27 protein-coding genes are annotated in these 22261 nt (G+C 64.0%); 19 read left to right on the top strand and 8 right to left on the bottom strand.

What is annotated here, in order from left to right; all coding sequences use genetic code 11:
• Positions 1–2: 2 nt before the first annotated feature.
• From rfaE2 to GJ698_RS05555, 3 genes are read left to right on the top strand one after another with little or no spacing between them, the layout of a single operon-like run.
• On the top strand, positions 3–485 hold the full coding sequence (rfaE2, locus tag GJ698_RS05565) for a D-glycero-beta-D-manno-heptose 1-phosphate adenylyltransferase (protein ID WP_154356609.1): 483 nt from the start codon (positions 3–5) through the stop codon (positions 483–485).
• Positions 482–772 carry a hypothetical protein gene (locus GJ698_RS05560; protein WP_154356608.1) on the top strand — a complete coding sequence of 97 codons (291 nt, stop codon included), beginning with the start codon at positions 482–484 and terminating at the stop codon, positions 770–772. The genes rfaE2 and GJ698_RS05560 overlap by 4 nt, the downstream gene beginning before the upstream one ends.
• The gene (locus tag GJ698_RS05555; protein WP_154356607.1) at positions 769–1857 is read left to right on the top strand and encodes a helix-turn-helix domain-containing protein; all 1089 of its coding nucleotides are present in this window, start codon (positions 769–771) and stop codon (positions 1855–1857) included. Before GJ698_RS05560 ends, GJ698_RS05555 begins: the two co-directional genes overlap by 4 nt.
• On the opposite strand, the gene GJ698_RS05550 is transcribed toward GJ698_RS05555, so the two are convergent.
• Together GJ698_RS05550 and GJ698_RS30795 are read right to left on the bottom strand one after the other, a co-directional pair.
• Complete coding sequence (locus GJ698_RS05550) at positions 1854–2255, bottom strand: phage tail protein (RefSeq protein WP_208023776.1); 402 nt, start codon at positions 2253–2255, stop codon at positions 1854–1856. The genes GJ698_RS05555 and GJ698_RS05550 overlap by 4 nt on opposite strands.
• Positions 2256–2264: 9 nt before the next feature.
• Positions 2265–3086, bottom strand: coding sequence for a phage tail protein (locus GJ698_RS30795; protein WP_229259845.1), 822 nt, complete (start codon positions 3084–3086; stop codon positions 2265–2267).
• A 169-nt stretch (positions 3087–3255) separates the two neighbouring features.
• On the opposite strand from GJ698_RS30795, the gene GJ698_RS05540 reads away from it, so the two are divergent.
• Positions 3256–4002: a helix-turn-helix domain-containing protein gene (locus tag GJ698_RS05540; protein ID WP_154356606.1), complete on the top strand. Its 747-nt coding sequence runs from the start codon at positions 3256–3258 to the stop codon at positions 4000–4002.
• Positions 4003–4062: 60 nt separating this feature from the next.
• Positions 4063–5013 (top strand): DMT family transporter, encoded by a 951-nt coding sequence (locus GJ698_RS05535; RefSeq protein ID WP_154356605.1) that lies wholly within the window; start codon positions 4063–4065, stop codon positions 5011–5013.
• A gap of 50 nt (positions 5014–5063) precedes the next feature.
• On the opposite strand, the gene trmL is transcribed toward GJ698_RS05535, so the two are convergent.
• A complete protein-coding gene (gene trmL, locus GJ698_RS05530) occupies positions 5064–5534 on the bottom strand; it encodes a tRNA (uridine(34)/cytosine(34)/5-carboxymethylaminomethyluridine(34)-2'-O)-methyltransferase TrmL (RefSeq protein WP_154356604.1) in 471 nt (156 codons plus the stop codon).
• Positions 5535–5558: 24 nt separating this feature from the next.
• Positions 5559–6290 carry a ComF family protein gene (locus tag GJ698_RS05525; protein WP_166454812.1) on the bottom strand — a complete coding sequence of 244 codons (732 nt, stop codon included), beginning with the start codon at positions 6288–6290 and terminating at the stop codon, positions 5559–5561.
• 195 nt (positions 6291–6485) lie between these two features.
• Between GJ698_RS05525 and GJ698_RS05520 the strand changes: the two genes are divergently transcribed.
• The 7 genes from GJ698_RS05520 (at position 6486) to GJ698_RS05495 (ending at position 12258) form a co-directional block, all read left to right on the top strand.
• Positions 6486–7409 carry a methyltransferase domain-containing protein gene (locus GJ698_RS05520; RefSeq protein WP_154356602.1) on the top strand — a complete coding sequence of 308 codons (924 nt, stop codon included), beginning with the start codon at positions 6486–6488 and terminating at the stop codon, positions 7407–7409.
• A 282-nt stretch (positions 7410–7691) separates the two neighbouring features.
• The gene (coxB, locus tag GJ698_RS05515) at positions 7692–8909 is read left to right on the top strand and encodes a cytochrome c oxidase subunit II (RefSeq protein ID WP_154356601.1); all 1218 of its coding nucleotides are present in this window, start codon (positions 7692–7694) and stop codon (positions 8907–8909) included.
• A gap of 15 nt (positions 8910–8924) precedes the next feature.
• Positions 8925–10526, top strand: coding sequence for a cytochrome c oxidase subunit I (ctaD, locus tag GJ698_RS05510; protein ID WP_154356600.1), 1602 nt, complete (start codon positions 8925–8927; stop codon positions 10524–10526).
• Positions 10527–10528: 2 nt separating this feature from the next.
• Complete coding sequence (locus tag GJ698_RS30790) at positions 10529–10636, top strand: cytochrome oxidase small assembly protein (protein WP_217363440.1); 108 nt, start codon at positions 10529–10531, stop codon at positions 10634–10636.
• 1 nt (position 10637) lies between these two features.
• A complete protein-coding gene (locus GJ698_RS05505) occupies positions 10638–11177 on the top strand; it encodes a cytochrome c oxidase assembly protein (protein ID WP_154356599.1) in 540 nt (179 codons plus the stop codon).
• Positions 11177–11371, top strand: coding sequence for a DUF2970 domain-containing protein (locus GJ698_RS05500; protein WP_154356598.1), 195 nt, complete (start codon positions 11177–11179; stop codon positions 11369–11371). Before GJ698_RS05505 ends, GJ698_RS05500 begins: the two co-directional genes overlap by 1 nt.
• 17 nt (positions 11372–11388) lie before the next feature.
• A complete protein-coding gene (locus GJ698_RS05495; protein WP_154356597.1) occupies positions 11389–12258 on the top strand; it encodes a cytochrome c oxidase subunit 3 in 870 nt (289 codons plus the stop codon).
• Positions 12259–12298: 40 nt separating this feature from the next.
• Here the strand turns inward: GJ698_RS05495 and GJ698_RS05490 are convergent, their stop codons facing one another.
• Positions 12299–12505, bottom strand: coding sequence for a twin transmembrane helix small protein (locus GJ698_RS05490; RefSeq protein ID WP_154356596.1), 207 nt, complete (start codon positions 12503–12505; stop codon positions 12299–12301).
• A 33-nt stretch (positions 12506–12538) separates the two neighbouring features.
• Between GJ698_RS05490 and GJ698_RS05485 the strand changes: the two genes are divergently transcribed.
• From GJ698_RS05485 to GJ698_RS05460, 6 genes are all read left to right on the top strand, one after another.
• Positions 12539–13270 carry an SURF1 family protein gene (locus GJ698_RS05485; protein WP_371865154.1) on the top strand — a complete coding sequence of 244 codons (732 nt, stop codon included), beginning with the start codon at positions 12539–12541 and terminating at the stop codon, positions 13268–13270.
• Positions 13242–13865, top strand: a complete 624-nt coding sequence (locus GJ698_RS05480; RefSeq protein WP_154356594.1) for an SCO family protein — start codon at positions 13242–13244, stop codon at positions 13863–13865. Before GJ698_RS05485 ends, GJ698_RS05480 begins: the two co-directional genes overlap by 29 nt.
• 4 nt (positions 13866–13869) lie before the next feature.
• On the top strand, positions 13870–15024 hold the full coding sequence (locus tag GJ698_RS05475; RefSeq protein ID WP_166454807.1) for a COX15/CtaA family protein: 1155 nt from the start codon (positions 13870–13872) through the stop codon (positions 15022–15024).
• 13 nt (positions 15025–15037) lie between these two features.
• Positions 15038–15934, top strand: coding sequence for a heme o synthase (gene cyoE / locus GJ698_RS05470; RefSeq protein ID WP_154356593.1), 897 nt, complete (start codon positions 15038–15040; stop codon positions 15932–15934).
• A gap of 204 nt (positions 15935–16138) precedes the next feature.
• Positions 16139–16732, top strand: a complete 594-nt coding sequence (locus GJ698_RS05465) for an SCO family protein (protein ID WP_154356592.1) — start codon at positions 16139–16141, stop codon at positions 16730–16732.
• Positions 16733–16746: 14 nt separating this feature from the next.
• The gene (locus tag GJ698_RS05460; RefSeq protein ID WP_154356591.1) at positions 16747–17799 is read left to right on the top strand and encodes an AI-2E family transporter; all 1053 of its coding nucleotides are present in this window, start codon (positions 16747–16749) and stop codon (positions 17797–17799) included.
• Here GJ698_RS05460 and GJ698_RS05455 read toward each other — a convergent pair.
• The 3 genes from GJ698_RS05455 to nhaR all read right to left on the bottom strand — a co-directional run bounded on the left by GJ698_RS05455 (position 17793) and on the right by nhaR (position 21046).
• Positions 17793–18587 carry a substrate-binding periplasmic protein gene (locus tag GJ698_RS05455; RefSeq protein ID WP_154356590.1) on the bottom strand — a complete coding sequence of 265 codons (795 nt, stop codon included), beginning with the start codon at positions 18585–18587 and terminating at the stop codon, positions 17793–17795. The two genes, GJ698_RS05460 and GJ698_RS05455, sit on opposite strands and share 7 nt — an antisense overlap.
• Positions 18588–18621: 34 nt before the next feature.
• Positions 18622–19959 (bottom strand): hemolysin family protein, encoded by a 1338-nt coding sequence (locus GJ698_RS05450; RefSeq protein ID WP_154356589.1) that lies wholly within the window; start codon positions 19957–19959, stop codon positions 18622–18624.
• Between the two features lie 184 nt (positions 19960–20143).
• On the bottom strand, positions 20144–21046 hold the full coding sequence (gene nhaR, locus GJ698_RS05445) for a transcriptional activator NhaR (RefSeq protein WP_154356588.1): 903 nt from the start codon (positions 21044–21046) through the stop codon (positions 20144–20146).
• Between the two features lie 102 nt (positions 21047–21148).
• Between nhaR and GJ698_RS05440 the strand changes: the two genes are divergently transcribed.
• Positions 21149–22198: a DUF475 domain-containing protein gene (locus GJ698_RS05440; protein ID WP_154356587.1), complete on the top strand. Its 1050-nt coding sequence runs from the start codon at positions 21149–21151 to the stop codon at positions 22196–22198.
• The last annotated feature ends 63 nt before the right edge of the window (positions 22199–22261 follow it).

Raw genomic sequence — 22261 nt, 5'->3', positions numbered from 1 at the left:
CTATGCCTCAATTTGAAGACAAGATTTGTACCCGCGCCGAACTGGCCGCCCGCGTCGCCGCACTGCCCAAGCCGGTGGTACTGACCAACGGCGTATTCGACATCCTGCACCGCGGCCACGTGACCTACCTGGCGCAGGCGCGCGCGCTGGGCGCCTCGCTGGTGGTGGCGGCCAATACCGACGCGTCCGTCAAACGGCTCGGCAAAGGTGACGACCGGCCGCTGAACAACTGCGGCGACCGCATGGCGGTGCTGGCGGCGCTGGAGTCGGTCAGCCTGGTGGTGGACTTCGACGAGGATACGGCGCTGGAAGTGGTGCAGCAGGCGCGCCCGGAAATCTACGCCAAGGGCGGCGATTACCAGATGGACGCGATCCCGGAAGGCCAGGCGGTGCTGGCCTACGGCGGCCAGGCGATCGCCATCGACTTCGAGCATGACCGCTCGACCACCAAGCTGCTGACCAAAGTGCGCGCCCACCAGTCATGAGACTGCTGCTGATCGCCTTCGCGACACTGGTGTTCCTCGGCGTGCTGTGGGGCCCGGCCTTTGCGCTGGCGCTGCGCTACTGGCGGCGCGGCGACGCGCGCGCCTTCGGCTGGTTGCGCTACCTGTATCCGGCGCAGCTGCTGGCGACGGTGGCGCTGGCGTTTGGCGCCGACGCCTTCGGCTATCGCCAGCCGGCCGCGATACTGGCCGGCATCACGCTGTGCGTCGGCGTGTGCGGCGCCTTCCTGTTGTTCCTGGCGCACTGCGTGCGGCGCTGGCGGGCATGAGCGTCGGTTATACCGATACTGTTTCACAGCGCATCGCCGCGCGCGATCAGCGCTATGTCCTGCCGGACGATGGCGGCGTGGCGACCAATGCGGCGCCGCAGATGCTGCGCCAGCATTTCACCGTGGCGGGCGAGGTGCGCTCGCTGCAAGCGCCGGCCTGGAGCGACTACGTCGGCCGCATCCTGGAAGTGCCGGTGACGCGCGGCCAGATGGCCAGCGGCTTCTTTGGCGAGCTGGATACCTATGTGTTCAAGGATCTGGTGTTTCTCGACAGCCGCACCGATCCGGTGTGCCAGCGCCGCACCAATGCGCGCATCTCGCGCGACGCCGTGCGCGACTATGTATTCCATGTGGCGGTGGAGGGCATGATCGAAACCGTGGCCGGTTCGCAGCTGCGCAAGGCCGATCAGTTCACGCCCGGCGTCCTGGCGCTGGACATGGGCCAGCCGATGCAGATGATGCGTCCCAGCCGCGCGCGCGTGCTGGCGTTCTTCGTGCCGCGCGCGATGGTGGAGGCGGAGATTGTCGACGCGCCGGCCATCCATGGCCGCGTGGTGAGCTATACCACGCCGTTGGGACGCCTGATCCTGGCGCAGGTGGCGGCCCTGTGCCATCAGCTGCCGCGGCTGTCCGATGCCGAGGCGGCGACGGCGATCCGCACCTGTGTGCAGCTGATCATCGCCGCCTTCGGCAAGCAGGCGCGGCTTTCGGCAGGCGCGCGGGCGGCGGCCAATGCGGCGTTGCGCGGCCAGGTGCAGCGCTATATTCAGGTCAATCTTGGCGAGGAAACGCTGACGCCGGAAACCGTCCTGCAGCAATTCTCCATCCCGCGCCCGACGCTGTACCGCATGTTTGAAGCAGAGGGCGGACTGGGCGCCTATATCCGCCATTGCCGGCTGCGCGAGGCGGCCAACGAGCTGGTGCGCTCGCCCAAGGTGGCGGTGACGCAGATTGCGTATGGGCTGTGCTTCAGCAGCGCATCCGATTTCATCCGCGCTTTCCGCCGTTTCTACGGCATGACGCCGCAGGATTTTCGCATGCAGTCGCTGCTGCGCGATCTCGGCCAGTTCGGCGCCACCATCTAGAACAGCGGCATGTCGCCGCGCAGCGCGATGTAGAAGTTGAGCGCCACGAAGGGCTGGCGGTTTTCGGGCGGCTGGTCGCCAATCTGGACCACTGGCAGGGACGCCTCGCCAGCGGCGTGGACCGGCGCCGCGCGCAGGGAGGCGCTGTTGGCGCCGAAGCTGTCGCCGATGTGGCGCGGCGTCAGGCCGTTGCCGGCGCCGTGGCCGCAGACGGCGCGGCCGGCCAGGTTGGGCAGGCGGAATGTGCGGTCGCCGTCGCCGCCGTAGGTGGCGCCGATCAGGGAAAACAGGCCGGGATGTTCCTTGACTGCCACCAGGCTGCCGTCGCACAAGGCCCAGCCGGGCGGAGCGGAACCAAAACCGAAAATCTGGATTTCACCGATAAATGGACTGTTCACAATACGCTCCTAGCACAGCGAGCGAGTAGGGGCGGCGCCATGCGTGGCGATGCAATACGAGGCGGTCAGCGTCGGCATCATATTGTCGTGCACGGCGGCGAGGGTGCGGCCCCGCGCAGGCATGGCCGCCGGCAGATGGCGCACTTCCAGCGCCACCGTTTCCTTGCCGCCGCCTTCGCCAACCAGGCGGCGCCTGGCGCCGGTGCTGCGCCCCAGTCCCTGGTGCACCGGCACCTGGCCGCGCAGGTCCGGCACGCCAAAGGTGGCGGCGCCGTCGCCGCCATAGGTGGCGCCGATGGCCATGAACAGCTCGTCGTGATCCGCGATCCGGTAGATGCCGCCGTCGCACGGCAGCCAGCCTTGCGGCGCGCGCGCGAACGCCAGCATGCGGATTTCGCCTATCATCGGCGCGGGACTGACGCCGCGCAGCGCGATGCAGAAATTGACCACGCGGAACGGCTGCATGTTCTGGCGGCCGCCATTGCCGCCGAAGGTGGCGACCGCGATGGCGTCGTTCGACGCCGCTGCCTGCACGACCCGCGTCAGGCCGGGTTGCAGCATCACGACCTCGGCGCCGCCGCTGTCGTTGAAAGCGTAGGGCGAGGGCGTCCAGGCCGGATCAGCCGAGGCGCCGGCGCCGACCGGCGTCGCGCCTTGCAGGTTGGGCAGGGCGAAGTCGTGCACGCCGTCGCCGCCATAGCGTGTGCCGATGACATCGAACAGTTCCGGATATTTTTGGATGGACAGAAACTGGCCGTTGCAGGGAGCGAAGTCCCTCGGCGTGAAGCCGAAACCGGTCATGATAATCTGGCCAATATAGGGTGTGGTCATGCTGCTCTCCGTTGATTACCCCGGCAGATTAGGTAGATGACATTGTTGCGTCAATGCAGGAAAAGATTTTTTCCGGATAAGGTTGTATTTCAATCAAAGTGAGACAGGGTGGCTATCCGTCTTTGGCGCAGGCGCTAACATCGCGTGGGAACTGTATTACACTGATGGCATGCCAGCCCTGACCCTCACTGAAATCGATGTGCGCAGTTACGCCGCTCCGTTCTCGGACGCGCACGACTTCGCCCAGATGGTGTTGCCGCTCAAGGGCAAGCTGACGCTGGACATCAACGGCGCTGGCGACGTGGTCCATCCGTTGCGCGCCGCCTTCATCGCGCCGGGGCTGGTGCACACGCAGTTTTCGCGCGAGCCGAACCAGTCGCTGATCCTGGATTTCGACCTGGCCGGCGTGCCGCAGGAAACGGCGGGCCGTCTGGCCGAGCGGACGTATGCGCCGATCGGCGCCGCCGCCGGCAAGCTGATCGATTTCATGGGCGTGATGCATGCGCAAGGCGCGGCCAGCGCCGGCGTGCTGGCCAACTGGACACCCTTGCTGCTGGAAGCATTGACCTGCCAGCCGCCACGCCCGGCCTCGCGCCTGCAAGCAGTGTTGACGCGCTTCGAGGCGGCGCCCGGCCAGCCCTGGACCACCGACAGCATGGCCAGGTTGGCCTGCATGAGCGTGAGCAACCTGCACCGCGTGTTCCGCGAAGAACTGGACACCACGCCGCAAGCCTGGCTGAACGCGATGCGCCTGCGCTTCGTCTGCCGCCAGCTGGTGGAATCGTCGCTGCCGATCGCGCAGCTGGCCACGCTGGCCGGTTACGCCGACCAGAGCGCGCTGACGCACGCCATGCGCCGCGACATGGACATCACGCCGCTGGCCTACCGTAAGCAGAACCAGACAAAAATCCGCTAGCCTCAGACAATCCCTGCCGGCCGCGCGCCGCCACAATGCGTCTCGAAAAGGAGATTGCGTATGTGGTATGGCGTTGCGTGCGGCCTGGCGGCCGGAGCCTTCTGGGGCATGATTTTTGTGATGCCGCGCTGGCTGGCGGAATTCTCGCCGATGGAGCTGGCGCTGGGGCGCTACCTGGCCTACGGGCTGATCACCCTGCTGCTGTTGCTGCCGCGCCTGAACGGGCTGCTGCGCCGGGTTACGCGCGCGGATTGCGTGGTACTGCTGCGGCATGCGCTGGCGGGGAATATTGTCTATTACCTGCTGCTGTCAACCGGCGTGCAGCTGGCGGGCGTGGCGGCGGCCTCGCTGGTGATCGGCCTGCTGCCGTTGAGCGTGACCTTGCTGGGGCGGCGCGATCATGGCGCCTTGCCGCTGCGTCAGCTGGCATGGCCGCTGGCGCTGGTGGTGGCCGGCATCGCCTGCATCAACGTGGATGTGTTCACGCATGCGCAGCGGGCGGCGCAGCCGTGGCCGATGGTGGCGCTGGGCATGCTGTGCGCGTTCGGCGCGCTGCTGTGCTGGACCTGGTTCGCGGTCGACAATGCGCGCTTCCTGAAAAGTAATCCGCGCTTCAGCGGCGCCGAGTGGGCCGGCCTGTACGGCATCAGCACCGGCGTGGTGGCGCTGGCGCTGGGCGTGGCGGCCTATGGCTGCGGCTGGGCCGGTGGCGGCGTGCCGCGCGACTGGCTGCGTTTCTGGAGCGTGGTGACCATCGTCGCCTTGGGTGCTTCGGTGATCGGCAACCAGTTGTGGAATCTCGCCAGCCAGCGCGTGCCGGTGACCTTGTCGGGCCAACTGCTGCTGTTTGAAACCCTGTTCGGCCTGCTGTACGGTTTTCTGTACCAGCACCAGGCGCCGCGTCCGCTGGAGCTGGCGGCGATCGTGCTGCTGATCGCCGGCGTGGCCGGTTCAGTGTGGCTGCATGCATCCGGGGTCAGTTCTGCCAATCGCACACAAGCCCAGCCGTAGCGGCCGCTACGGCTGGGCTTGTGTGCGATTGGCAGAACTGACCCCGGATTTCAGGCGCCGCCGGCGTAGCCGTTCTGGCGCCAGGCTTCGAACACCACCACGGCGACGGTGTTGGACAGGTTCATGCTGCGGTTGTCCGGACGCATCGGCAGGCGGATGCGCTGGGCTGTGGGGAAGCTTTCGCGCAGTTCCACCGGCAGGCCGGCCGTCTCCGAGCCGAACACGAACACGTCGCCGGGCTGGAAGCTGGCTTGCCCGAACGGCGCGCTGCCGTGGGTGGTCATGGCGAACATGCGGCTGGCGTCCGGCTGCACCTCGGCCAGGAAGGCGGCCCAGTCCTTGTGCACTTTCATGCGGGCGTACTCGTGGTAGTCCAGGCCGGCGCGCTTGAGCTTGGAGTCTTCCAGCGGGAAGCCCAGCGGCTCGATCAGGTGCAGCTGGGCGCCGGTGTTGGCGCACAGGCGGATGACGTTGCCGGTGTTCGGCGGAATTTCTGGGTGGACCAGGACGACGTGGAACATGCTTTCCTCTTTCTTCTTCAATCTTCAATGCGGCGGCGTGCGGGCAAACACCAGGTTGCTCACGCGCGCGGCGCCGTGGCGTTTCAATGTGGCCGCCAGTTCGTTCAGCGTGCGGCCGCTGGTCATGACGTCGTCGACGACGCCGATGTGGCGGCCTGCCACCAGGGCGGCGTCCGGCACGGCGAAGGCGCCGGCGATGTTCTGCTGGCGGCGATCGGGCGCGATGCTGCTCTGGGCGGCCGTCTCGCGCAGGCGGACCGCCAGTTGCGCGTGCAGGGCGATGCCCAGGCTGCTTGCCAGCGGCCGGGCAATTTCCAGGGCCTGATTGTAGCCGCGTTCGGCCAGCCTGCGCGGTCCCAGCGGCACCGGGCAGAGCAGGGCGGGCAGCGTGAAGTCCGGCTGGGACAGCACGCTGTCGCGCAGCAGCCGGGCGCACAACGGGGCCAGCGCCAGACGGTGGCCGAATTTCAGTTGCAGCACCAGCTGGTCGACCGGCATGGCGTAATCGGCCGCGACCAGCGTGCGGTCGAAGGCCGGTGGGTGCGCCTGGCAGACGCCGCACAGCAGTGCGGTGCCTTGCCGCGCGGCATCGCGGGCCGGGAGCGCGTGGCCGTCCAGCGGATTGGCGCAGACGTGGCAGCGGGCGATGGCGGCGGCGGGGCCGAAGAATTGCGCGGCGCAGCCGGCGCACAGGGCGTGGTAGCTGTCGCCGCCGCACAGGGCGCAGGCGCCGGGCAGCAGACGATGCAGCAACATGCCGCCCCAGCGCCGCAGCAGGGCGCTGAGCGGCGCGTGGTAGCTGCGCACCCGTCCGTCGCCATCGCGCTGTCGCGCCGCCCGTTTCTTGTCATTCATGCCACGCTCCGCCGTCGAAAACCTGACCGGGCGTCGTCGCGATAGCGTCCAACCATGTACACTGCCGACATTATCGCATTACAACGACCTATCATCATGCAAGTCCCCGCCAATCCCCCCAAACTCAGCGCGCCGATCGACCTGGAACGCGTGCGCCGCCTGTTTTCCCGCCCGGAACGTATCGCGCCGGCCGATTTTCTGCGCCGAGAAGTATCTTCGCGCATGTTTGATCGGCTGGAATTGATTAAAATAGCGCCTTCGCGCGTTTTGGACGCCGGCACCGGCACCGGCGCCGATCTGCCTTTGTTGCAAAAATCGTATCCCGCCGCCCAGATTCTCGGGCTGGACGCTTCCGAAGCGATGCTGCGCGCCGCGCAAGGCCCGGCCGCCCGGCAATCCTCGCTGAACCAGCTGCTGAGCAAGCTGCTGCCGTCGAAGAGCGGCCTCGACCTGGTATGCGGCGATTTTTCCGAGTTGCCGCTGGGACCGAATTCGCTGGACCTGGTCTGGTCCAACCTGGCGCTGCACTGGCATCCGCAGCCGGACCGCGTGTTTGCCGAGTGGCGCCGCGTGCTGCGCGTGAACAGTCTGTTGATGTTTTCCTGCTTCGGCCCGGATTCGCTGCGTGAGCTGCGCACCGCTTTTGCCGAAGCCGACCTGGCGCCGCACGTGCTGCCCTTCGTCGACATGCACGATTTCGGCGATCAACTGGTCGAAGTGGGGTTTTCGACCCCGGTGCTGGACATGGAAACTATCACCGTGACCTACGATACGCCACAAGCGTTGTTGGCTGACGTGCGCGCGCTGGGCGGCAATCCGCTCACCACATTGCGTCGCAGCATGATGGGCAAGCAGGCCTGGCAACGCATGCTGGACACCCTGGAGCGCGGTCGCCGCGCCGACGGCAAACTGGGCCTGACCTTCGAAGTTATCTACGGTCACGCCTTCCGCCCGGCGCCCAAGGTGACTTCCAAAGGCGAAGCGATTATTCGTTTCGAGCCGCCGCGTAAGCCGGGCTGAGGCGGATTGTATGTTGCCATGCGGCGTAAAGCTGCTTGGCAACAATAAGGCCGCGAGATAGTTTATTGCTTGATGTGCTACGTTTTTGTTCTATATAATCAATCACTAACTTTGCCACCATGGCAAACACAGGTTACATCGAGCACGAACGAGCAGTTGCATTAAGCAGAAGTGCGCATCCCACGATGCGCGGTTGTTTAAGGAGCGTCGCCGGTTCAGTTTACCGATCAGCCGGAAAGACGTTAAAAAAATATTTTAATTTCTTGGGCAGTTGGGGAAAACATGACATATGCGAAGCGACTTCAAGCGTTGATGCTCGGGCTGGCCATGCTGGCAGCCGGTGTGCCAGCGTGGGCAGCTGACACCGCAACAGGTACCTACAACGCCGCGACGGGCGGCACCGGCGGCCCCGTCGCCGGCGAATTGACACTGCAGCCTCCCGCCACCCAAATCGCCACCGAAGTCTACAGCCTGCACAACTGGATGATGGGCGTCTGCCTGGTCATCTTCATCGCTGTGTTCGGCGTGATGTTCTATTCGATCTTCAAGCACCGCAAATCGCTGGGCCACAAGCCGGCAACCTTCCACGAATCGACCGCGGTCGAAGTGGCCTGGACCATCGTGCCGTTCCTGATCGTGATCGGCATGGCGTTGCCCGCCACCCGCACCGTGGTCGGCATGAAGGACACCTCCAACGCCGACATCACCATCAAGGTCACCGGCATGCAGTGGAAGTGGGGCTACGACTACCTGAAAGGCGAGGGCGAGGGCATTTCCTTCCTGTCCAACCTGTCGACGCCGCGCGCGCAAGTGGGGGCGCCGGGCTTCGAGCCGACCGAGAAACGCGGCGACAACTACCTGATGGAAGTCGATAACGAAGTGGTGGTGCCGGTGCACCGCAAGATCCGCCTGATCACCACCGCCAACGACGTCATCCACTCGTGGTCGATCCCGGCCTTCGCCGTCAAGCAGGATGCGATTCCCGGCTTCGTGCGCGACACCTGGTTCAAGGCCGAGCACACCGGCATCTTCCGCGGCTACTGCTCGGAACTGTGCGGCAAGGAGCACGCTTTCATGCCAATCGTGGTGCGCGTGGTGTCGGACGCCGACTATAAAGTCTGGGTCGACGGCAAGAAGAAGGAAATGGCCGCGCTGGCCGACGATCCAACCAAGACCTGGACCATCGACGAGCTGAAAACCAAGGGCGAAAAAGTCTACAGCACCAACTGCGTGGCCTGCCACCAGGCCAACGGCCGCGGCATGCCGGCCACCTACCCGGCGCTGGACGGTTCGCCGGTGGTCACCGGCCCGAAAGCCGAACAAATCAACGTGCTGCTGCACGGTAAGAAGAGCGGGAAATATCCCGTCGAAATGCCTTCTTGGAAGCAATTGTCGGATACGGATATCGCGGCTGTCATTACTTACACCCGCAATAGCTGGACGAACAAGGCTGAGGAAAACATCGTTCAACCAGCCGAAGTTGTGGCTGCACGTAAGTAATCAGGAGCGTTACAGATGAGCACAACTACTTTGGATCACGGCCACGATCATGATCACGCCCACGATCACGCGCACGACCATCCACATGGTCCGGCGCGCTGGCTGTTCGCGACCAACCACAAGGATATCGGTACGCTGTACCTGTGGTTCTCGTTCATCATGCTGCTGTCCGGCGGCGTGCTGGCGCTGATGATACGTACCGAGCTGTTCAAGCCCGGCCTGCAATTCTTCCAGCCTGAATTCTTCAACCAGCTGACCACCATGCACGGCCTGGTGATGGTGTTCGGCGCCATCATGCCGGCCTTCGTCGGCTTCGCCAACTGGATGATCCCGCTGCAGATCGGCGCGTCGGACATGGCGTTCGCGCGCATGAACAACTTCTCGTTCTGGCTGCTGCCGCCGGCTGCCATCCTGCTGGCCACCTCGTTCCTGGCGCCAGGCGGCGCCACCGCCGCCGGCTGGACGCTGTATGCGCCGCTGTCGACCCAGATGGGTCCCGGCATGGACATGGCCATCTTCGCGATGCACCTGATGGGCGCCTCGTCGATCATGGGTTCGATCAACATCATCGTCACCATCCTCAACATGCGCGCGCCCGGCATGACGCTGATGAAGATGCCGATGTTCTGCTGGACCTGGCTGATCACCGCCTACCTGCTGATCGCCGTGATGCCGGTGCTGGCAGGCGCCATCACCATGACGCTGACCGACCGCCACTTCGGCACCTCGTTCTTCAACGCGGCCGCCGGCGGCGACCCGGTCATGTACCAGCACATCTTCTGGTTCTTCGGCCACCCCGAGGTGTACATCATGATTCTGCCGGCGTTCGGCATCGTCTCGCAGATCCTGCCGGCGTTTGCCCGCAAGCAGCTGTTCGGCTACGCCTCGATGGTGTACGCCACGGCGTCGATCGCGATCCTGTCGTTCATCGTCTGGGCCCACCACATGTTCACCACCGGCATGCCGGTGACCTCGCAGCTGTTCTTCATGTACGCCACCATGCTGATCGCGGTGCCGACCGGCGTGAAGGTATTCAACTGGATCGCCACCATGTGGCGCGGCTCGATGACGTTCGAGACGCCGATGCTGTTCGCGGTCGGCTTCATCTTCGTGTTCACCATCGGCGGCTTCACCGGCCTGATCCTGGCGGTAACGCCGATCGACATCCAGCTGCAGGACACCTACTACGTGGTGGCGCACTTCCACTACGTGCTGGTGGCCGGCTCGCTGTTCGCGCTGTTCGCCGGCTTCTACTACTGGTCGCCGAAATGGACCGGCCACATGTACAACGAGACCATGGGCAAGACCCACTTCTGGCTGTCGCTGATCACCTTCAACGTCACCTTCTTCCCGATGCACTTCCTGGGCCTGGCCGGCATGCCGCGCCGCTACGCCGACTACTCGGCGCAGTTCACCGACTTCAACATGGTGGCCACCATCGGCGCCTTCGGCTTCGGCCTGTCGCAGGTGTTCTTCCTGTTCTTCGTGATCCTGCCGACCATTCGCGGCGGCAAGAAGGCGGAAGCCAAGCCATGGGAAGGCGCGGAAGGCCTGGAGTGGACCGTGCCGTCGCCGGCGCCGTTCCACACCTTCGAAACGCCGCCAGAGTTCAAATAACCATGAACGGCCAAAAGAAACCGAACAATCTGCGCACCGCCTTGATCCTGTTCGGCCTGGCGGCGTTCTTCTTCGCCTCGGTGTTCGTCAAGCGCATCTGGCTGAGCTGAGATGACCGAGAACAAAAAGCTGCTGGGCAAGCTGATCGTCATCGCCGCGGTGATGTTCGGCTTTGCCTATGCGCTCAATCCGTTCTACCGCCAGATCTGCGAAGCGCTGGGCATCAATGTGCTGACGCAGAAAGACGGCACGGCGGCCTACGACCAGAACACGCAGGTGGACAAGACGCGCAACGTCACCATCGAGTTCGACGGCAATGCCCAGGGACCGTGGCGCTTCCGGCCGACGCAGGCCAGCATGAGCGTGCATCCGGGCGAGCTGAACACGGTGCTGTATGAAGTGGTCAACACCCAGCCGCGCGAGATGAACGCGCAGGCGATCCCGAGTTACGCGCCGCAGAACGCGACGCCGTTTTTCATGAAAGTGGAGTGCTTCTGCTTCAAGCAGCAGACGCTGAAGCCGAACGAGGCGCGCCAGATGCCGGTGGTGTTCTACATCGATCCCAAGCTGCCAAGGGAGGTGAAGACCATCACGCTGTCGTACACCTTCTTCGAGGTGGGCGGCGGTCTGGTCAAGACGGCGGCCAACTGATGGACAAGCAGCCCGGCTTCCTGTATTCGCTGAAGGCCGTGCTGTGGTCGTTCGTGGGGCTGCGCCGCAAGCGCGACTTCGACGAGGACCAGCAGGGCTTGAATCCGGTCCACATCATCATCGCGGCGCTGCTGGCGGTGGCGGTGTTCATCGGCGTACTGATAACAATCGTCAAATTCGTAGTAGCTAAATAAGTGAGGGGGAGATGAAGATGAGTTCAACAAGTTCACACGGTGGGGCCGCGCCGTATTATTTCGTGCCGGGACCGTCCCGTTGGCCGCTGCTGGCGGGCCTGAGCATGCTGGTGACCATGATCGGCGCGTCGGCGTGGGTCAATGACGCGTCGTGGGGGCCGGCCGCCAACCTGATCGGCATCCTCGGCACCATCACCGTGCTGTACTTCTGGTTTGGCGACGCCATCAAGGAATCCGAGGGCGGCTTGTACAGCCAGCGCATCGACCATTCCTACCGCTGGTCGATGAGCTGGTTCATCTTCTCCGAGGTGATGTTCTTCGGCGCCTTCTTCGGCGCGCTGTTCTATGCGCGCACCATCTCGATGCCGTGGCTGGGCGACCTGGACCACAAGTTCATCTGGCCGGACTACGCGCCGCACTGGGGCGGCGCCACGCCGGCCGGCACGGTGGAAGAATTCCGCACCATGGGCCCGTTCCCTATCCCGACCATCAACACCGCCTTGCTGCTGACCTCGGGCGTGACGCTGACCATCGCCCACCATGCGCTGCGCGCCGGCCATCGCGCGCAGACGGCGCTCTGGCTGTTTGCCACGATTGTGCTGGGCGCGGTGTTCATGGGCTTCCAGGCCTACGAGTACCACCACGCGTACACCGAGCTGAACCTGAAGCTGACCTCGGGCATCTACGGCTCGACCTTCTTCATGCTGACCGGCTTCCACGGCTTCCACGTGACCATGGGGGCGATCATGCTGTCGGTGGTGCTGTACCGCGTGCTGAAGGGACATTTCACGCCGGACAACCACTTCGCCTTCGAAGGCGCGGCCTGGTACTGGCACTTTGTCGACGTGGTCTGGCTGGGACTTTACGTGGTCGTGTATTGGCTATAATGGCGCAAGCCGACAAGCCGCACTCCGGTGCGGCTTTTTTTTATCCCATGCGGATGCCCTTGGGCTGGATATAGCCCAGCTTGTAGGCCAGCAGGATCAGCAGGAACAGCGTGATCGACAGCGCCACCCGCACCGCCAGCGCGCGCACAGTGTTGTTGCTGCGGCCCTTGTCGCGCATCAGAAAGAACAGCGCTGAACCCAGGCTGCCGAGGATCAGGATGAAGGCGATGGCGACAGCAATTTTCATCTCATTTGTGGGTGGCGATTTGATCGAGGTTCCATTGTAATGGTGTTCCGCTTTAAATTGATTCCTTTCGTTGCCACCGTGCTGGTCGTGGCGTTGGGCCTACAGCTCGGCAACTGGCAGGAGCGCCGCGCCGCCGAAAAAATCGCCCTGCAAGGCCGGCTGGCCGACGGCGCCGCCGCCGCGCCGCTGGTGCTGGACGGCGCGCCGCAAGCCGCCGACGCGGTGGCCTGGCGCCGCATCACCGTCACCGGCGAATTCGTGCGCAACTGGCCGGTCTACCTGGACAACCGCCCATACCAGGGCCGGGCCGGATTCTATTTGCTGATGCCGTTTAAAATAGCGGGATCGAACATGCACGTGCTGGTGGCGCGTGGCTGGCTGCCGCGCGATCCGGCTGTGCGCGACAAGCTGCCGGTCTACGCCACGCCGGCCGGCACGGTCACGCTGCAGGGCGTGGCGCGGCTGAACGCCGGCCATGTGATGGAGCTGGGCAGCGCGCAGCCGCTGGCGCCCAGCGCCATCGTGCAGAACGCCGATCCCTTGCAGCTGGCCAGGGACAGCGGCCTGACCATGCAGCCGTTCGTGCTGGAGCAGGCCGCGCCGGCGCAGCCGTCTGGCGACGACGCGCAGATGGTGCGCGACTGGCCGGCGCCGTCGCTGGGCGTGGAAAAACATCAGGGCTATGCCTTCCAGTGGTACGCACTGTCGGCGATGGCGGTTATCTTTTTTGCAGTGAATGGATTCAGACGTGGAAAAACCAAATAATCGCGGCCGCTGGAAGCTGTTGCTGGTGCTGGCGGTGTGCGCGGCGCCGCTGATTGCGTCATACTTCACGTACTACGTGATCAAGCCGAAGGGCGGGGAAACCAATTACGGCGCGCTGATCGATCCGCGCGCGTATCCGATTCCAGCCATGGCCAGCACCACGCTGGACGGCAAGCCGGCCAGCCTGGAGGATTACAAGGGCAAGTGGATCATGTTGAAAGTCGGTCCGTCCGACTGCCAGCAGACGTGCCAGGACCAGCTGTTCGCCATGCGCCAGCTGCGCACCATGCAGGGCAAGGAGATGGAGCGCATCGAGCGCGTGTGGCTGATCACCGACGCGCAGCCGCTGGAAACCATGCTGCTGCGCGTGAACGACGGCACCCGCATGCTGCGCGCGCCGGCCGGCGTGGTGGAGAAGTGGCTGCCGCTGGAGGCGGGCGTGGCGGACCAGGCGTCCGAGCATGTGTACCTGATCGACCCGCTGGGCAATCTGATGATGCGCTTCCCGAAAGGCGCGGTGTCGAGCGATGTGGAGAAGGTCAAGCGGGTCCACAAGGACATCGCGAAATTGTTGAAGGCTTCGGCCATAGGTTAAACGTATGCATCTCACTCTTGCACAAATGGCGATTACGGCGCTGATGATCGCGCTGCTGCCGGCCACCATCGTCTGGACCTCGTCGGACGCCAACAAGTACCGCAAGCTGGTGTGGGTCAGTGTGTTCCTGACGTTCGACCTGATCGTGTTCGGCGCCTTTACGCGCCTGACCGACTCCGGCCTCGGCTGCCCGGACTGGCCGGGCTGCTACGGCGCCGCCAATCCCTTCCTGGCGCATGCGCAGATCGTCGCCGCCGAGGCGCTGATGCCGACCGGGCCGGTGACCGTGGTCAAGGCCTGGATCGAGATGATCCACCGCTACCTGGCGATGACCATCGGCGTGCTGATCGTGGCGATGATGGCGCAGTCCTGGTATCAGTGGCGCAAGACCAGGCGCGCCGAATACGCGCCGTGGATGCCGACCGCGCTGTTCTTCTTCGTCTGCCTGCAGGGCGCGTTCGGCGCCTGGACCGTGACGTTGAAGCTGCAGCCGGTGATCGTTACCATCCACCTGTTGCTGGGCCTGGGCCTGCTGTCGATGCTGGTGTGGTACGGCGGCCGCCAGAACCATCTGCATGCGCCGCGCACGGTGGTCAGCGCCTCGCCGCCGGCCATGCGCAACATCCGCATCCTGGCCGGCGTGGCCGCCGCGCTGCTGCTGGTGCAGCTGGCGCTGGGCGGCTGGACCAGCACCAACTACGCCACGCTGGCCTGTACCGACTTCCCGCTGTGCGGCGGCAAGGTGATTCCTGACATGGACTTCGAACACGGCTTCACGCTGTGGCGCGAGCTGGGCAAGACGGCCGCCGGCCACTACCTGCCGTTTTCGGCGCTGACGGCGATCCACTGGGTGCATCGCAACTTCGGCATCATCGTCGCACTGGTGGCAGGCTATGCCGCATGGCGCGCCTGGGGCCATGACGTACTGCATAAAACCGCCCGCAACATCGCCCTGGCGCTGGCGGCGCAGATCGTTACCGGCGTGGCCACCATCTACCTGAGCTTCCCGCTGACCATCGCGGTTCTGCACAACGCCGGGGCGGCGCTGCTCGTCCTGTTGCTGACCATGTTAAACTACAAGGCTAAGTACCAGTACGACATTGCTAAAAAGGCAGCCTCGGGCGCCGCGCATCCTCCCTCGTCGACGGTACGGCATTGAAAAAGTTGCACTCATGACCACGCAAACCGTAACCATCAAACATCAGAGCCGCGCCTCGCAATTCTGGGCGCTGACCAAACCGCGCGTCACCATGATGGCGGTGTTCTGTGCCGTCATCGGCATGTTCCTTGGCACCTCGGAAGGTTTGCCGGATTGGCATCTGGTGCTGTACGCAACGGTCGGCATCTGGCTGCTGACGGGGGCGGCGTTTGCGGTCAACTGCCTGGCCGAGCGCGAGATCGACGCGCGCATGGCACGCACCGCGCGCCGGCCGATGGCGCTGGGCGACATCAGCGTCACGCAGACGGTGATCTTTGCGCTGGTGATCGGCGGCGCCGGCATGTGGGTGCTGAATACCCTGGTCAATCCGCTGACCATGTGGCTGACCTTCGTCACCTTCCTTGGTTACGCCATCATCTACACCATGATTCTGAAGCCGGCGACGCCGCAGAACATCGTCATCGGCGGCCTGTCGGGCGCGATGCCGCCGGCGCTGGGCTGGGCGGCGGTGGCAAACGACGTGCCGATGGAGGCGTGGCTGCTGGTGATGATCATCTTTGTCTGGACGCCGCCGCATTTCTGGGCGCTGGCGCTGTACCGCCGCGACGACTACGCGCGTTCCGGGCTGCCGATGCTGCCGGTCACGCACGGCATGAAATTCACCCAATTCCACGTCTGGCTGTACTCGATCGCGCTGGCGGCGACGACGCTGCTGCCGTACGCGGTGCAGATGAGCGGCCTGATCTACCTGCTCAGCGCCATCATCCTGAACGCCATGTTCCTGCGTCACTCGTGGAAAATCTACCGCCACTACACCGACCTGATCGCCCGCAAAGCCTTCACCTGGTCCATCATCTACCTCGGCCTGCTGTTCCTGGCCCTGCTGGTCGATCACTACATCAAAATCTAACGCAACGCAGCTCCTTCAAGGCTCTTTTTGAGGGGGCTCCGTGGAGACTGCTTCCTTGGCGGCCATGCCACAGGTATTCGGAATCATTGATTGCGGTACGAATCTTTTCTTTAGCGTCGCTTTCATTCATGATGGCCTCCATGCGCGGTATCATGCTGTTAGACCTGCCTCAGCAGACCCAGTTCAACTGAAAGACCTATCTCGATGAAAAAAGTTCTCGCCTTTGCTTTGATCGCTGTTTCCCTGCTGGCCGGTTGCGGCGAGAAGAAGGCGGAGGCGCCGAAGGTGGCGTTTCAGAGTACCGATCTGACCGGCGCTTCGTTCGCCAGGGACTTCGCGCTGACCGACCACAACGGCAAGCCGCGCACCATGGCGGACTTCAAGGGCAAGGCGGTGATCATGTTCTTCGGCTACACCCAGTGCCCGGACGTGTGCCCGACCACCATGGCTGAAATGTCCGAGGTGATGAAGCAGCTCGGTCCGCAGGCCGACCAGGTGCAGGTGCTGTTCGTCACCATCGATCCTGAGCGCGATACGCAGAAGCTGCTGTCCGAATACGTGCCGGCCTTCGACAAGCGCTTCCTCGGCCTGTATGGCACGCCGGAGCAGACCGCCGCCGTCGGCAAGGAATTCAAGGTGATGTACAACAAGGTGCCAGGCACCACGCCAGGCAGCTACTCGATGGACCACACCGCCGCCAGCTACGTGTTCGACAAGCAGGGCAAGATCCGCCTGCTGCTGCGTCCGGGCCAGCCTGCCAGCTTCACCGTGCATGACCTGAAACTGCTGTTGTCCTGATCCCCGGAGAGCGTATGCAACAACGCTTCCAGCCCTTCACCCGCCTGGCCGCCGTCATCCTGCTGGTGATCGGCTGCCTGGCCGTGCTGCGGCCCTTCCTGGCGGCGATATTGTTTGCCGCCGCCATCAGCATCTCCAGCTGGCCGCTGTACCTGCGCCTGCTGGCGCGCCTGAAGCAGCGCCGCACCATCGCCGCGCTGGTGATGAGCATCGGCCTGACGCTGCTGATCATCGTGCCGCTGACGCTGGTGACCTGGAACATCGCCGATAACGCCTCCTCCTACTACGACCAGATCAAGGCCAACCTCGACAGCGGCACGCTGGACCCGCCGTTGTGGTTGAAGGACGTCCCGCTGGTCGGCGAAATGGTCGACAGCTATCTGCGCAAGCTGCTGCACAGTCGCGAAGAACTGCTGAACGTCGCCAAGAACCTGCTGGAACCCGGCCGCCGCCTGCTGCTCGGCGGCGGCATGGTGCTGGGCTCGGGCGTGGCGCAGGTCAGCCTGGCGGTGTTCGTCAGCTTCTTCCTGTACCGCGACGGCCAGGCCATCGTGCAGGCGCTGGCCACCGGCATGGACAAGCTGATCGGCGAACAAAGCATCACCGTGGCCGATACCGTCAGCCGCACCGTGCGTGGCGTGATGTACGGCATCCTCGGCACCGCGCTGGCGCAGGCGGTGGTGGCCGCCATCGGCTTTTTGATCGCCGGCGTGCCGGCGGTGGCGCTGATGTCGGTCGCGACCTTCCTGTTCTCGCTGATACCGGTCGGGCCGCCGCTGATCTGGGGCGGCGCCACCATCTGGCTGTTCAACCAGGGCGACACCGGCTGGGCCATCTTCATGTTCATCTGGGGCATGTTCGTCATCAGCGGCGTCGACAACGTGGTCAAGCCGGTGCTGATCTCGCGCGGCAGCAGCCTGCCGTTCATCCTGGTGCTGCTGGGCGTGATGGGCGGCGTGCTGGCGTTCGGCTTCGTCGGCCTGTTCATCGGCCCGACCTTGCTGGCGGTGGGCCTGGGCCTGCTGCGCAACTGGACCGGCCACCAGCTGGAAAGCCAGCCTCAGTAATTCAGCAGCCGGGCCGCCAGCTCGGCGTTCAGGTGGCGCTCGAAGATGCGCTTCAGCGTGCCGTCCTCGCGCATGGCGCGGATGGTCTGGCTGAAGCGTTCCGCCGTCGCCTCGTCGACGTGCTGGCGCGACAGGATCAGGCCGCCGATCACGCCGTCCTTGGGCGGCGCCCAGTCCATTACCCGCAGCGGCGTCGGCGGTTTTTCCTGTTTCAGCGGATACCAGCCGGAGCTGATCGACATCATCGCCTGCACCCGTCCCACCTTGAACAGGCGCAGCAGGGCAGGGTAGTCGGCTGCCTCGTAGACGCGGCCCTGCGCGCGCAGCTGCGTCAGCCAGGCATCGTAGAATTTACCGTGACGGAAGGATTTGATGACGCCGATGCGCAGGCCGTGGTCGGCCGTGAAGTCGTCGATGCTGCGCACCTCGGCGGGCACGTTCTGGTGCAGCAGCACGTAGTTGCGTTCGGACAGATAGGGAATCACGCGGCCGAACTTTTCGCGCTCCGGCGTGGCGACGGTCGACACCGACATGTCGATGTTGCCGCCGTTCATGCCGGCCCAGATGCGCACGCGGGAGTCGGTGCTTGGTTCGATAGTGCAGCCCATGCGGCGCGCCACTTCGTCGACCACATCCTTGTCGATGCCGGTCCAGCTGCCGTCGGCTGCCTTGTAGTAGAGCGCGCCATATTCGTAGAAGGCGCTGCGCAGGTGGCCGCAGTCGCCGTACGCGCTGGCCGTGCCCGTCAGGCACAGCAGCGCGGCACACAGGATAAGCCTGGCTAGCATGGTCTCCCCCTGGCGCCACTTGGGGGCGCCTTTATCAGTCCTGGTCGGCGTTGTCCTCGGTGTCATCCTTGGGAATGACTTTCACCAGCAGGATACGCGGGCCGTTCATTTTCTTGGCGACGATGTCGAAATGGCGGAAACTGATGCGCTGTCCCTGTTTCGGGATATCGCCCAGCTTCAGCATCAGCAGGCCGCCCACGGATTCTACCTCTTCCAGGCCCAGTTCCTCATTTTCGATGTCGATGCCCAGCGTGCGCTCCAGCGAGAAGATCGGCAGGCTGGCCTTGCCGATCAGCGTGCCGTCCGGCTGCTTGAGCCAGTCGTTCTCGTTGAGGCGGAATTCGTCGTGGATCTCGCCGACCATCGCACCCAGCAGATTGTCCAGCGTGATGAAGCCGACCGGGCGCTTGCCCTTTTCGCCGATCAGGGCGAAGTGCGGCGCGCCGTCGCGGAAGCGGCGGAACTGTTCCAGCGCCGCGGTACGGGCGGAAATCGTCTCCACCGGACGCAGGAAGGGCACCAGGTCGGTGACCTGGCGGCCGGACTGCATGGCGAAGAACAGGTCTTTCAGGTGCACCACGCCGAGCACGGTGTCGCCGTCCTTGTCGTAGTAGGGATAGCGGCTGAAGCGGTTGCGCAGCATGGTGTCCAGGTTGTCCTTCAGCGAGCGGGTGGCGTGCAGGCTGATCACCTCGTTGATCGGACGCATCAGGTCGGACACGGCCAGGTCGCTGAAGTCCAGCGAGTGCGCCAGGATGTTGCGCTCGTCCTGGTTGAATTTTTCGCCCGGCTGGCTGGTGCGCAGGATCAGCTTCAGTTCATCGACCGAATAGTGGCTGTCGTGGCCGCCCTTGCCGGACAGGCCGGCCAGGCCCAGCACCATGTTGGCGCTGGCGTTCAGCACCCAGATGAACGGGTACATGGCCCAGTAGAAGCCGTACAGCGGAATCGCGCTCCACAGGCCGACCACTTCCGGCATGCGGATCGCCAGCGATTTCGGCGCCAGTTCGCCGACCACGATGTGCAGGAAGGAGATCACGCCGAACGCGAACACGAAGGCGATGCCGTGCACCAGTTCGGGCGAGGTGATGCCGATGAAGGTCAGCAACGGCTCCAGCAGGCCGGCGAAGGCGGGCTCGCCGACCCAGCCCAGGCCCAGCGAGGCCAGCGTGATGCCGAGCTGGCAGGCGGACAGATAAGCGTCCAGCTCGCCGTGAACCTTGCCGAGGATGCGCCCCTGTATTCCCTTGGTCTTGGCGATCGCGCGAACGCGCGTTTTTCGCAGAGTGACGATGCCGAATTCGGCAGCGACGAAGAAACCGTTCAAAGCAACCAGGAAGATGGCGAGAACGACAAGCAGGAAGTTTTGCATAGGGGCCGAGCGGCAATTTACGTTGTTGAAACCTCCATCTTAAACGACTGCGCGTTTGCACAGCGCAAATTCCGTTATTTCCTAATTGAAACCTCCGGGGTCAGTTCTGCCAATCGCACACGAGCCCTGCCGTAGCAGCCGCTTACGGCAGGGCTCGTGTGCGATTGGCAGAACTGACCCCGGATTAAGCGAACAGGCCGCGATGGACGGCGCCGAGGATGGCTTCGATTGCCGGGTGCGTGATCTTGCGGGCGTTGGAGATGGCGTAGAAGTGTTCGCGCAGTTCCGGCGCGTCGCCGACCAGCACGGCGCCGAACTGGTCTTCGATGTCCTGCGCCAGGGCCGACGGCGCGAAGAACAGGCCCAGGCCGTTGCGGCCAAAGGTGTTGAGCATGGCGTTGTCCTCGAACTCCGCAACAATCTGCGGCCGCACCTTGTGCTCGACCAGCCAGGCGTCGATGCGGCCGCGCAGCGCGTTGTTGCGCGTGGGAACCAGCAGCGGCGCGCCGTGCAGGCTGGCCGGGAAGTCGCGGCGGTACTTGCGCGCCAGTCTGGGCACGCCGAACAGTTTCATGTCGCTTTCGCCCAGCAGGTGGCTGAACACTTTCAGGCTGCCGCCGGCGCGCACGGTGCGGTCGGTCAGCACCACGTCCAGCTTGCCCAGCGCCAGGTCGGCCAGCAGGTTTTCGAATTCATCCTCCATGCACACCAGGTGCACGCGCGTGTCCATCTGCTGCGTGGCCTGCAGCAGGCGGAAGGCGATCAGCTTGGGCAGCGAGTCGGAGATGCCGACCGTCAGGCGCATCTTGTCGTTTTCCGCTTCCTCCAGCGCGTCCTGCAACTGGTCGCCCAGCAGGAAGATCTGCTCGCAATAACTGAGGGCCAGCTTGCCCGCCTCGGTCGGCACCAGGCGCCGTCCCTGCGGCTCCAGCAACTGCTTGCCGATCGATTGTTCCAGCGACGCCAGCTGCATGCTGATGGTCTGCACCGCCAGTCCCAGGCGCTCGGCGGCGCGCGTGACGCCGCCTTCCTTGGCCACCATCCAGAAGAAATACAAGTGTCTGAAATTCAATCCGCTATTTTTCATGGTTCGGTTTTTACGAAGTAATACTTCAATTATCTTCTATTTTTCAAACCGTCGGTTTTCTTTACACTGCGTCCATCGATTAAATAACCACGAGAGAAAACGATGAAGCACTTCAGAATTTCCTTCCTCGTCAGCTTTGTCTGCCTTGCGGTGGCAGGCTGGTGGGGCTACTCCCTGGCAGGGTGGAGCGGCGCGCTGTCCGCCTTCGGTATCGCGCTGATCCTGGCGGCGATGGAAGTGTCGCTGTCCTTCGATAACGCCGTGGTCAACGCCTCGGTGCTGAAGAACTGGAACGAGTACTGGCAGAAGCTGTTCCTCGGCGTCGGCATCATCGTCGCCGTGTTCGGTATGCGGCTGTTGTTCCCGCTGGTGATCGTCGCGGTGGCGGCCGACATCGGCATCATGGATGTGTGGACGCTGGCGCTGAACGACCCGCAGACCTACTCGATGCACCTGACCAATCACCACGCTGAAGTGGCGGCGTTCGGCGGCATGTTCCTGCTGCTGGTGTTCCTGAACTTCCTGCTCGATTCGGAAAAGGAAACGCACTGGCTGGGCAACTTCGAGAAGAAACTCGGCACGCTGGGCAAGGTCTCATCCATCTCGGTGATGATTTCCATCGGCGTGCTGATGGCCTGCATGGGCCTGGTGGCTGAAGCGCAGAAGATGGTGGTGCTGATGTCCGGCCTGTGGGGCATCCTGATCTACGTCTTTGTCGACGGCATCAGCAGCCTGCTGGAGAAGGAAGAAGAAGGCGGCAACGTCGGCGACATGGTCAAGAAGGGCGGTATCGGCGGCTTCCTGTACCTGGAAGTGCTGGATGCATCGTTCAGCTTCGACGGCGTGATCGGCGCGTTCGCCATCACCACCGACGTCGTGATCATCATGCTGGGCCTGGCGATCGGCGCGATGTTTGTCCGCTCGATGACGATTTACCTGGTGAAGAAAGGCACGCTCGACCAGTTCGTGTACCTGGAGCACGGCGCCCATTATGCGATCGGCATCCTGGCCGCGATCATGTTGGCCAGCATGAAGTTCCATGTGCCTGAAATCTTCACCGGCCTGATAGGCGTGGCCTTCATCGGCGCCTCGGTATGGTCCTCGGTACGCCACCGTCGCCAGCAGGCCAAGACACTCGCCGTCACGGCGTAAAGAATACGGCGGGCCGTTTATTACGGACACGGCCCGCCGCCTTGCAGTACCCCAAGTCCGGTT

The organism is Duganella aquatilis (genome assembly GCF_009674565.1).
Classification (GTDB): Bacteria; Pseudomonadota; Gammaproteobacteria; order Burkholderiales; family Burkholderiaceae_D; genus Rugamonas; species Rugamonas aquatilis.
Note: the sequence above shows the minus strand (reverse complement) of the source record. Positions and strands in the feature narration are given on the sequence as shown.